The organism is Streptomyces sp. NPDC039424, from assembly GCF_055639495.1.
Genome location: NZ_JBVKAI010000032.1, coordinates 57863 through 67463 on the forward strand (window position 1 = coordinate 57863; position 9601 = coordinate 67463).

10 protein-coding genes and 1 pseudogene are annotated in these 9601 nt (G+C 72.4%); 2 read left to right on the forward strand and 9 right to left on the reverse strand.

Features of this window, described 5'->3' with window-relative positions:
* Window positions 1-4 precede the first annotated feature (4 nt).
* The 8 genes from ACZ7L0_RS41895 to ACZ7L0_RS41930 form a co-directional block, all read right to left on the reverse strand.
* A complete protein-coding gene (locus ACZ7L0_RS41895; protein WP_471247853.1) occupies window positions 5-442 on the reverse strand; it encodes a DUF6009 family protein in 438 nt (145 codons plus the stop codon).
* Entirely contained in the window at window positions 439-1854 is a 1416-nt protein-coding gene (locus tag ACZ7L0_RS41900; protein ID WP_471247863.1) for a DNA primase family protein, read from the reverse strand. Before ACZ7L0_RS41900 ends, ACZ7L0_RS41895 begins: the two co-directional genes overlap by 4 nt.
* A gap of 196 nt (window positions 1855-2050) precedes the next feature.
* On the reverse strand, window positions 2051-2968 hold the full coding sequence (locus ACZ7L0_RS41905; protein ID WP_471247854.1) for an RNA polymerase sigma-70 factor: 918 nt from the start codon (window positions 2966-2968) through the stop codon (window positions 2051-2053).
* 81 nt (window positions 2969-3049) lie between these two features.
* The gene (locus ACZ7L0_RS41910; RefSeq protein ID WP_471247855.1) at window positions 3050-4237 is read right to left on the reverse strand and encodes an NAD(P)/FAD-dependent oxidoreductase; all 1188 of its coding nucleotides are present in this window, start codon (window positions 4235-4237) and stop codon (window positions 3050-3052) included.
* Between the two features lie 129 nt (window positions 4238-4366).
* The gene (locus ACZ7L0_RS41915; protein ID WP_471247856.1) at window positions 4367-4744 is read right to left on the reverse strand and encodes a PIN domain-containing protein; all 378 of its coding nucleotides are present in this window, start codon (window positions 4742-4744) and stop codon (window positions 4367-4369) included.
* Entirely contained in the window at window positions 4741-5004 is a 264-nt protein-coding gene (locus tag ACZ7L0_RS41920; RefSeq protein ID WP_471247857.1) for a hypothetical protein, read from the reverse strand. Before ACZ7L0_RS41920 ends, ACZ7L0_RS41915 begins: the two co-directional genes overlap by 4 nt.
* Window positions 5005-5264: 260 nt before the next feature.
* Complete coding sequence (tpg, locus tag ACZ7L0_RS41925) at window positions 5265-5819, reverse strand: telomere-protecting terminal protein Tpg (RefSeq protein WP_471247858.1); 555 nt, start codon at window positions 5817-5819, stop codon at window positions 5265-5267.
* Between the two features lie 66 nt (window positions 5820-5885).
* On the reverse strand, window positions 5886-6668 hold the full coding sequence (locus ACZ7L0_RS41930; protein WP_471247859.1) for a TetR/AcrR family transcriptional regulator: 783 nt from the start codon (window positions 6666-6668) through the stop codon (window positions 5886-5888).
* A 104-nt stretch (window positions 6669-6772) separates the two neighbouring features.
* On the opposite strand from ACZ7L0_RS41930, the gene ACZ7L0_RS41935 reads away from it, so the two are divergent.
* Both ACZ7L0_RS41935 and ACZ7L0_RS41940 read left to right on the forward strand, forming a co-directional pair.
* Window positions 6773-7840: an alpha/beta fold hydrolase gene (locus tag ACZ7L0_RS41935; protein WP_471247860.1), complete on the forward strand. Its 1068-nt coding sequence runs from the start codon at window positions 6773-6775 to the stop codon at window positions 7838-7840.
* 126 nt (window positions 7841-7966) lie between these two features.
* Complete coding sequence (locus ACZ7L0_RS41940) at window positions 7967-9421, forward strand: response regulator transcription factor (RefSeq protein WP_471247861.1); 1455 nt, start codon at window positions 7967-7969, stop codon at window positions 9419-9421.
* A 55-nt stretch (window positions 9422-9476) separates the two neighbouring features.
* Here ACZ7L0_RS41940 and ACZ7L0_RS41945 read toward each other — a convergent pair.
* A pseudogene (locus tag ACZ7L0_RS41945) lies at window positions 9477-9601 on the reverse strand (2-oxoacid:ferredoxin oxidoreductase subunit beta); the annotation flags it as partial.

Here is a 9601-nt window from a genome sequence, read left to right on the forward strand (position 1 = left end):
CGGGTCACTGAACGCCGGGCCGCTGGCCACTAGTTGCCCGGCAGGAACTGCCCGTGGTGGGCGGGTCGCGCGGCGGGCAGGATGGCGGTCCGCCTTCGGAGCGTTCGGTCTTGCGGCCCTTGACACGCGGAGCCAGCGTGCCCGGATCCACCGCCTCGGCGGGAGCGCTTCCCTCGTACAGCCCCGTGGGGCAGGTGTCCCGGTCGTGGGGCAGCAGCCAGAACACCCGGCGGCGGAAGGTGCCCGAGGACCGGGACGGCTTCGCCCCCGGCCCGAGCACCGCGTACCCCACCATCCGCCCGTCGCGCCGGTACACCGGCCGGCCGCCCCGGGTCGGCAGCCGGTCCAGGCTCTGGCGTACGTAGTGCAGCCCGCCGGTGTCCTCGAGCCAGACGAGCTGCACCTCGTCGGCGATCTCGCTGTCGTCGATCAGAGCACTCATAGGGTCTCCATGCCCTCGTCGAGCAGCCCGATACCCGGGTAGTACTTCCGCTGGTTTGACAGGATCATCTGCTGGGGCGACGCCAGCCCCACGGCCTCGCGCACCCGCGCCGCGAACGCCCGCGAGGACTCCGGCGGTGCCCCCTCGCCTCGGCACCACGCCCGGTACGCCGCGTACAGCCGGGCCTGTTCCGCCCGTAACTGCGGCCCCCGCGCGCACGATTCGGCGAGGAACCGCCCCACGTGGTCCTCGGTCTCCGCGTACACCGTCGTGGCGACCCGCACCCGCTCGGGGCCCGACAGGTCCCGTTCGCCCCCCAGATACCGCCGCGCGCCCTCGATCAGCCAGTTCAGGATGCCCGGCCCCTCCTCCCGCACCAGGATGTCGGCGAGGTTGTCGACCTTCCGGTCGTCGGAGACCACCCGTTCGAAGGGGATGAGCCGCATCCGGCGCCAGAACGCGAATCCGCCGGTGCCGACCTCCGGCCGGTGGTTGCCCAGCAGCCACAGCTTGTGGGTCGGCTGGAAGCCGAAGAAGTCCTGCCGCATCCGCCGTGCCTTGATGCGGTCCCCGCCGGTCAGCAGCTTCACCCGCGCCTCGTCGAAGCGGTCTCCCGGCTTCACCTCACTGCACACGATCACCCGGCGGCCGTGCAGTTCCGCGAGGTCGGTGGGGTGCCCCTCGTACGGCCGCGCCATCAGGAAGCCGGGCGGGGCCGCGTCGGCGTAGTCCCCGAGCAGCTTCATCAGCACGTCGAGCAGCGCCGACTTGCCGTTCTTGCCCGAGCCGAACAGAAACGGCATCACCTGTCCGCCGACGTCCCCCGTCACCGAATACCCCAGCAGCAGCTGCAGGAAGTCGATCATCTCCGTGCCCTCGGGGTCCGCTCCGAAGGTGTCGGTGAGGAACCGGTCCCACCGCGGTGTCGGCATCGGCCGCGGCGCCGAGGACGTCGACCGTGAGGGGAAGTCCTTGTCCGGGTCGGGCGTGCGGAGACGGCCGGTGCGCAGGTCGACGATGCCGGCCGGGGTGCACAGCGCGTACGGGTCGGCGTCCAGCTGGGAGGCGTTCAGCGCCATGCCGGGCGCCGACTTCGCCTGCGCCAGCATCGCGTTGATCCCGTTGGTGCTCAGCGCCCGCCGCCGGTGCTGGCGCAGCGCCGCGGCCGAGAAGACACCGCGCGGGTCGGTGGGGGCGAGGGACTCCGCCAGGTCCCCGGCCGCCCACAGCACCCTGTCGTCCTCGTCGGTCTGCCACCGCGTCCCGTCCCAGCGGAACCAGCCCAGACCCGGCACATGCCGGTAGTCATGGGCGTACAGCTGCACGAACAGCTTGGCGTTGCCGCGGTCGGTCAGGCTGTCGGGTAACAGCCCCCGCTCGGACGTCCGGCCGGCGACGGTCCGCACGGCCACGGCGCAGGCGTCGAAGTCGAAGAGGGTGCCGTCGTCCGGGGCGGTCACGCGCGGCTGCCGCGTAAGACCGACGGCGCAGCATCCATGCCAGATCCCCCATCAGCTACTGGAGCTACTCAACAGCCCGCACAGATTAGCGAAAACCGTGTGGTCTGTCGGGCACTTGTGGCCAAGGCTTTTCCTGGTGGGTGACCCGTCACACCGCGGAGCCGTCGACCGGACGCAGACCGCCGAGCTTGTCCGGGTTGACCTGGAACCGCAGGTCCTGGAGGTGTCCGTCGGCCAGGTCGAAGGTGAGCGCGCCGACCGGGACGCCGTCGACGGTGAACACCACGCCGGTCTCTCCGTTGAGGGAGGCGGGCTCCAGGCTGATACCGGCCGATTCGGGTTTGGCCAGGACGCCGAGGATCCAGCGGGCGACATGATCGGCGCCGTGCAGGGGGCGGCGGGCGGCCGTGACCTTGCCCCCGCCGTCGGACCAGGCGGTCACGTCCGGGGCGAGCAGTTCCATGACCGCGTTCAGGTCGCCGCCCGAGCAGGCCGCGATGAAGCGCGCGGTGACCTGCTCACGCTGGGCCGGATCGGCCGGGAAGCGGGGGCGGCGGGCCTGGACATGGGCCCGTGCGCGGTGGGCGATCTGGCGGACGGCCGGTTCGGGCCGGTCCAGGGTGTCGGCGATCTCGGCGTGCGAGTAACCGAAGACTTCGCGCAGTACGAACACCGCGCGTTCGACGGGGCTGAGCGTCTCCAGTACCACCAGCATCGCGGTGGACACGTTGTCGGCCACTTCGGCCTCCACGGCGGCGTCGGGAGAGGTGAGCAGCGGCTCGGGAAGCCAGGGGCCGACGTACGTCTCCCGAGCCGCCTTCGCGGAGGTGAGCCGGTTCAATGACAGGTTGGTCACCGTGCGCACCAGGTACGCCCTGGGGTTGCGGATGCCGGAGCGGTCCGTCGCGTGCCAGGCCAGCCAGGCGTCCTGGAGGACGTCCTCGGCGTCGGACACGCTGCCCAGCATGCGGTAGGCGATGTCGAACAGCAGCGGCCGGTGCCTGACGCAGGGGTCGGGTTCGCTCGCCTCGTTGCTCACCGGCTCATGCTCCCAGTGGGCTGACATCGGCGGCAAATTCCCGGTCACTCTGCCGGACGACCCTGTTCGAAACGCACCGGCCGGGGGCTGCGGACGCCGGGCGGGCCGTCAGTTGGCGGCGGCGGGCCGACGGGTGGAGCGGCCACCGCGGGACATCGTGGCACTGACGTTCATGCGCTTGCTGATCCGGTACATCGTGAGCGGGCTGTTGCTGAGGGTCTCCTTGTACAGGACGGCGGCGCGCCCCTTGAGCCAGGCACGGCGCGGGGTGTCGTCGGCGTGGGTGAACTGGATGACGGCGTCGTGGTGGCCGAGGCTGACCGGCTGGTGGACGTAGCCGAACCGGAACGGCTTGACGGTCTTGCCGCGCAGCAGCCGGGCGATCGTGTCGGCGGTGTACTGGGCCGTGGGCAGTCCGCTCTGGCAGCTGCCGTGCAGCCGTCCCCAGGCCAGCCGGACGGAGGCGGCGTCGCCGACGGCGTGGATGCTCGGGTGGGAGACCGAACGCAGTGTCCCGTCGACCAGTACCAGGCCGCGGCCGTCCACGGCGATCCCGGCGTCGGCGGCCAGCTGGGAGACGGCGACCCCCGCGGTCCACAGGCAGGCGTCCGAGGCGACCGTCTCCCCGGTGTCCAGTTCGACGGTGCCGGGCAGCACCTTGGTGACCTTCCCGCCGACCGCCAGGGTGACGCCCAGGCGCTCCAGGGCCCGGTGCAGGTGGGCACGCGCCCGTGGGCCCATCATCGCCCCGGGCTCCTCGTCGCTGATCAGCGTCACCTTCAGGCCGGGGTGGGCCTCCGCGACCGCCGTCGCCGCCTCGATGCCGGTCAGGCCGCCTCCGCAGACGGTGACGCTGCCGCCGGCCTGGGCGACCTCGCGCGCCCGGGTGGCGAAGCGGGCCGCGGCCTGGGGGCCGTTGAGTGTGAAGGCGTGGATGTCCGCGCCGGGGACCCGGCTGGTGTCGGTCGCGCTGCCCAGTGCGTACACCAGGGTGTCGTAGTGCAGCGTCTCCCTGCCGCCGTCCACCGTCACCGTGCGGTCCGCGGGGTCGATGGCGGTGGCCGTGCCCTGCACGAACGCGACACCGGTCCCGGAGAGCAGGCCGGGGATCGGGTGCTCGGCCAGTTCCTGCCCGGCGGCGACCTCGTGCAGCCGCAGCCGTTCGGTGAACCGTGTCGAGGGGTTGACCAGCGTGATCCGGACACCGCCGCGCCGCGTCCGCCGTGCCAGGCGGACCGCGACCAGCATGCCGGTGTACCCCCCGCCGAGAACGATGACTCGGTGGTCGCTCTTCATCGCGTCACACTCCCAGGTTCGGCTCACCGGTCCGGCCTCTCCGGCCGGTGACACCCATGGGACAAACACCCCCGCCCGGATGTGACACCTGATGCGTGTGACGCACGTCACACGCCGAACAGGCCTTGCCTAGGAACTGAGGGGGTTGAGGGGGCTGACTCCGGTGCCGTCGTACAGGCCGGGGTCCAGGGAGAGGAGTGTGGCGTCGTCGCCGGTCCGGCGGGAGACGGTCAGCGCGGCCGCGGGGTGCAGGATGCGCCAGTCCGCCTGCCGCCAGGCCCCGGCCACCAGGGCGTGGGCGCGGGTGAAGTCGGCGGCGACGGTGAAGCGGCGGTTGAGGATGTCCTGGCCCGCTCCGGGTTTGTGGCGGTCGGCGACCGTGGCGGAGAGGGTGGGGATGACGATCTCGGCGTAGCCGTAGCTGGCCTCGACGTACAGACCGTTGAGGAACTCGTCGCCCTCGGCGAGGGCCTGGACGCAGGTGTGGTCGAGCAGGACGCGGATCACGCGGCGCTGTGCTCCTGCCCCAGACGCCGGAGGAAGGCACGGGCGCGGGCGCGGGCGTCGTCCGAGACGGTGACGCCCGTCGTCCGGCGGATCTCCTCCAGGGCCTGCCGGGCGCGCTGCTCCCTCTCCTCCTCGGTCAGCTCGCGCTCCACCAGCTCCGCGAGGAGCTCGTTCATCGTGGTGCCGCGCTCACCGGCCAGGGTCCGCAGACGGTCGCGGACGGCCTTGGTCGTCTTGATGCTGGTGTCCTGCTCTCCCATACCCCCACTCTACCGCCAGTAGAACGTTCGCGGGGCGGTGCGGCCGTACAGGGGTTCGGCATGGGGTATAGTGGATCTTGAGCTCGCCGCCATGAACGGGCAGAGTTCGACGCGTTGGTGGTCCAAGGAAAGACGCCCCGCTTCCTGCGGGGAAATGCAGGTGCAAGGCCTGCCCGGCGCTCCGGTTCCGAAGCCCCGTCCCTGTGCTCAGGGACGGGGCTTTCGCGTGACCCGCTCTCGCCCCGGAAGTCCGGCTCCGGCTAGAAGTCCAGTTCCAGTTCCTCGATGTCGGTGAACTCCACCGACAGGTCCTGGGCCCGCCGGTTGCGGTCGCGGAAGTACATCTCGCCCAGGCCCTCGGCCAGGATGTCCCGCAGTTGCCGTTCGGTGGCGCCGGCGTCCTGCGCGGCGAAGAGGCGGGCCGCGTAGTCGGGGGGCAGCGCCTGGTTGATGTGGCGGACGCGGGGGTCGTCGGTCGTCCCGGGGGCGGCCGTGAAGCCGAAGCGGGCCCGGGTGGAGACGAAGATGCCGCCCGTGGCCGCCGCCTGCTGCCGGGCCCGTTCCCGTACGCGCGGCTGCCACCGGCGCCGCGCCTCGGCCGTGAGCCGGTCGGCGAGGTCGCGGCGGGGGCGCTTCAGCTGGCCCTTGACGTACCGCTCCACCGTGCGCTGCGAGACGCCCAGCAGCTCGGCCACCGGCCGGGTGCCCTTCAGCTGCCGTACCAGGAAACGCATCTGCGCCTGCGCCGACTTGGGGAGCGGGCGGGTGAAGTGCTCGGCGGCGGCCTCGTCGAGAGTGTCCCCGATATCGACCATCGCGCCGTCCCGCTCTTTCGTCGTGCCGTCATGCCGCGTGCCGCGTGCCACGTGCCGCTGGAGACGTTACAGGCCGGCCGGGCCGGGGGACCGGTCAGGTGTGGCCGCCGCCCGGTCGACCAGGAGCTGGACGCCGTCGAGGACGCGGTCGAGGGCGAAGTCGAGCGGGTCGATCGGGGTGGGGGCGAAGAAGCCGTCGGCGATGGCCTCGGTCAGGGCCGGGTAGCGGTCGGCGTGGCGGTCGAGGAGTTCGGCGGTGAGGCGGGTGAACTCGCGGCTGTGCTCCTCGTCGAAGTCGACGAGCTGCTGGGCGAGGTTGCGGACCAGGCCGGCCAGGAGCAGGAAGACCTGGTGCAGTTCGGCCGCCGTGAGGCCGGTCGGGGCCAGGGCGCCGAGGATGGCGTCCAGCCAGCCGAGCTGGTTGGGCCCCATCACCTGGCGGCGCATCGCGGTGGCGGCCAGCAGCCAGGGGTGGGCCTCGTAGACCTGCCACGAGCGGCGGGTCCACTCCCTGGCGCCCGCCCGCCAGTCGCCGGCCAGGTCCGACAGGTCCGGCGGGGTGGCGAGGACGGACTCGACCATCAGCTCGACCAGTTCGGTCTTGCCCGGCACATAGCGGTACAGCGCCATCGCCGAGACGCCGAACTCCGCGGCGACCTTGTTCATCGACACGGCGTCCAGCCCCTCGGTGTCCGCGAGCGTCACGGCCGCGTCGGCGATGCGCCGCGGCGACAGGCTGGGCTTGGGCCCCCGGGTGGGCTGGTTCTGCTCGCCCCACAGCAGGGCGACCCCGGCCCGCAGATCGCGCGGCTTCTCCCGGTCCGTGCTCTTCGCTGTGCCCCTCGGCATGACTGTCCTCTCGGTCGGCGGGCGGAGCCTGTTGACCCCGGACCACAACTGTATATACCGTAAACACAACTGCTGACGGCATAAACAGTTTCAGGGGGTACGTCATGCTCGCCACCGTCCTCACCGCCTCGGCCACCGCCCTGGTCGCCGCTCCCGCCGCAGGACTGCTGGGCTACCGGCAGCTCAAGCGCGCGGCGAACGCGCGGCGCCTCGCCATCACCACGCGGAACGGCATCGACGAGTCCGGGTTCGTCCGCATCGGCGGCATCGACCAGTGGATCTCCGTGCGCGGCGAGGACCGCGACAACCCCGTCGTCCTCGAACTCCACGGCGGCCCCGGCGCCTCCAACCAGATCTTCATCCCGCGCACCCGCGAGTGGGAGCGGCACTTCACGATCGTGCGCTGGGACATGCGCGGCTCCGGCCTGACCTTCGCCCACGGCGGCCCGGACGGGCAGGGCGAGATGAGCCTCGACCGGTACTACCGGGACGCCCTGGAGGTGACCGAGCACGTCCGCGCCCGCCTCGGCGCGGCGAAGGTGCTGCTGGTCGCCAACTCCTTCGGTACGGTCACCGGCCTGCGCCTGGCCCGCAACCACCCCGAGCTGTACTCCGCCTACGTCGGCACCGACCAGAACGTGATCGCGGGCGGGCGCGAACGGGAGGCCTACGACGCGCTGCTCGGCCGGCTGGAGAAGTCGGGCAAGCGCAAGGAGTACGCCGCCGTCGCCGCGATGGGAGCGGACCGGAAGGCGTGGAGCACCGAGCAGTGGTCGGAGTTCAACAAGCTGGTCATCACCACCGACCCGCTCAGCTACGACACCATGAAGACCGTGGTGATCCGCTCGCTGTGGTTCTCCCCCCTGCACACCCTGCGCGGGCTGCGCGCCTACATGAAGGGCATGAACTTCGCCGAGCGGCTCGGCCCGCAGGCCATGACCGTCGACGAGCGGGCCGACGGCACCGACTTCCGGCTGCCGTTCTTCCTCTTCCAGGGCGACCGCGACGCGCTCACCCCGCCGGAGCCCGCGCGCCGCTTCTTCGAGGACGTCACCGCGCCGGTGAAGGACTTCGCCCTGATCGAGGACGCCAGCCACTTCGCGTCCTTCCGGCACCCGGACCGGTTCCTCGAACTGATGCTGGGCAAGGTGCTGCCGGTTCTCGGCAAGTGAGTCCGGCTCGTTCTGGCTGGACGGGTCAAAGCCCGCCTCCGTCGGCGCTCGACCCGGTTCGGAGGCGGTCCCAGGATCCTGTGCCGAATGCGCGGACGTTCGGCGATTGCGGTGAAGGGGCGGCTCATGGCGGAGGCGACGGGCACGGCATCGGTGGCCGGTGCTCTGGAGACGATCCTCGCCACCTGTGCGGTGGGGCGCTCCCGGGTGGTGCTGATCGAGGGGGCGGCCGGCTGCGGCAAGAGCCACCTCCTGGACGCCGTGGCCGAGCGGGCCGGCGCCTCGGGGGCACTGGTACTCACCGCCGCCGCCACCGAGGACACCCAGCATGCGCCGCTCGGGGTGCTGCGCCAACTTGCCGGTAGAGCCCCGGTGTTCGCGCTGCCGAGCCGCGAGGAGGCCGTGGCGGAGGTCTGCGCGCAACTGTGCGCCCTCGCCGCCGACGGACCGGTGGTGCTCTGCGTGGACGACGTACAGCACGCCGACCCGCAGTCCCTGCGCCACCTGCGCTACCTCGCCCAGCACGCCCGTCCCGCCCCGGTGCTGCTGGTCGCCACCGTCTCGGCGCGGGCCGAGGACCACGGCCAGGCGTTCGTCACCGAGTTGGCGCACGGGCCGCACGTCCGGCGGATCACGCTGGGCCCGCTGTCGCTCCAGGAGACCGCGGACGTGGTCGCGGGCCGCCCGGGGCGCGCGGTTTCGGAGCTGTACCGGTTGAGCGGGGGGAATCCGCTGCTGCTGCGGGCCCTGGCCGCGGAGGAAGAGGCGGTGGCGGCGGACTCCACGGCGGTTCCGGCACGGCCGACCGCGTTCACGACCGACGGACCGTTCGCGAAAGCCCTCGCCTCCTGCCTGGCCCGCAGCGGTCCGGCCGCCGTCGCTTCGGCCCGCGCGGTGGCGATCCTGGGCGAGCGCGCCGCCGAGCCGGTGGTCGCGCGTCTGCTGGGCACCGGTACCGGCACCGTGCCGGGGCTCGCCGCGCTGCGCTCCTGCGGGCTGCTCGACGGGCCGCGCTTCCGGCATCCGGCGGTACGGGACCTCGTACTGGCACAGACTCCCCCGCGCATCCGCGCGAGCCTGCACCGGCGTGCCGCGCTGGCGCTGCGCGAGGCCGGTGTCACGGCGTCCGTGGTGGCTGGTCACTTCCTCGCGCCGGTCGCGGACGGCGTGCAGGGGCCCGCCTGGCCGGACGACCTCGAGGTGCTGCGCGACCTCGCGGAGGAGTTGCTGGCGCAGCGCCACCCGGACATGGCCGAACGGATCCTCGAACTCGCCCATGGCGTCTGCCCCGACGCCGCCTCGCGGGCCGCCGTCGGGCTGCGGCTGACGGAGCTCTCCGTCTGGCCCGACTCGGGGTCGCGGGTCGTCGAGCGGGAGGCGTTGAACGGTCCCGAGCAGCGCGTGGCGGCGCTGGCCTCACGGGGGCTGACCAACCGGCAGATCGCGGCGAACCTGATGCTGTCGGTGAGCACCGTCGAGCAGCGCCTGACCCGGATCTACCGCAAGCTGCGTGTCCGCAGCCGCGCCGAACTCCCCACGGCCCTGGCCGAGGGAGCCCGCGCCGCCGCCCTCATCGGCTGAACTCCGCCGCCGGGCCGGACCGCCCGGTGCGCGGTCCAGCCCCTCTGCTCAGAGCTCAGACGACGGTCCACGTGTCGCCGCCGGCCAGCAGTGCGGCGAGGTCGCCCTTGCCCTGCCGTTCGAGGGCCGTGTCGAGCTGGTCGGTCATCTGGTGGTCGTAGACGGGGCGGTCGACGGAGC

Coding starts and splice junctions, on each gene's coding strand:
- ACZ7L0_RS41920 (WP_471247857.1), bottom strand. CDS start 5,004: ATGGGAGAGCAGGACACCAGCATCAAGACGACCAAGGCCGTCCGCGAC.
- ACZ7L0_RS41910 (WP_471247855.1), bottom strand. CDS start 4,237: ATGAAGAGCGACCACCGAGTCATCGTTCTCGGCGGGGGGTACACCGGC.
- ACZ7L0_RS41935 (WP_471247860.1), top strand. CDS start 6,773: ATGCTCGCCACCGTCCTCACCGCCTCGGCCACCGCCCTGGTCGCCGCT.
- ACZ7L0_RS41895 (WP_471247853.1), bottom strand. CDS start 442: ATGAGTGCTCTGATCGACGACAGCGAGATCGCCGACGAGGTGCAGCTC.
- ACZ7L0_RS41930 (WP_471247859.1), bottom strand. CDS start 6,668: ATGCCGAGGGGCACAGCGAAGAGCACGGACCGGGAGAAGCCGCGCGAT.
- ACZ7L0_RS41905 (WP_471247854.1), bottom strand. CDS start 2,968: ATGTCAGCCCACTGGGAGCATGAGCCGGTGAGCAACGAGGCGAGCGAA.
- ACZ7L0_RS41940 (WP_471247861.1), top strand. CDS start 7,967: ATGGCGGAGGCGACGGGCACGGCATCGGTGGCCGGTGCTCTGGAGACG.
- tpg (WP_471247858.1), bottom strand. CDS start 5,819: ATGGTCGATATCGGGGACACTCTCGACGAGGCCGCCGCCGAGCACTTC.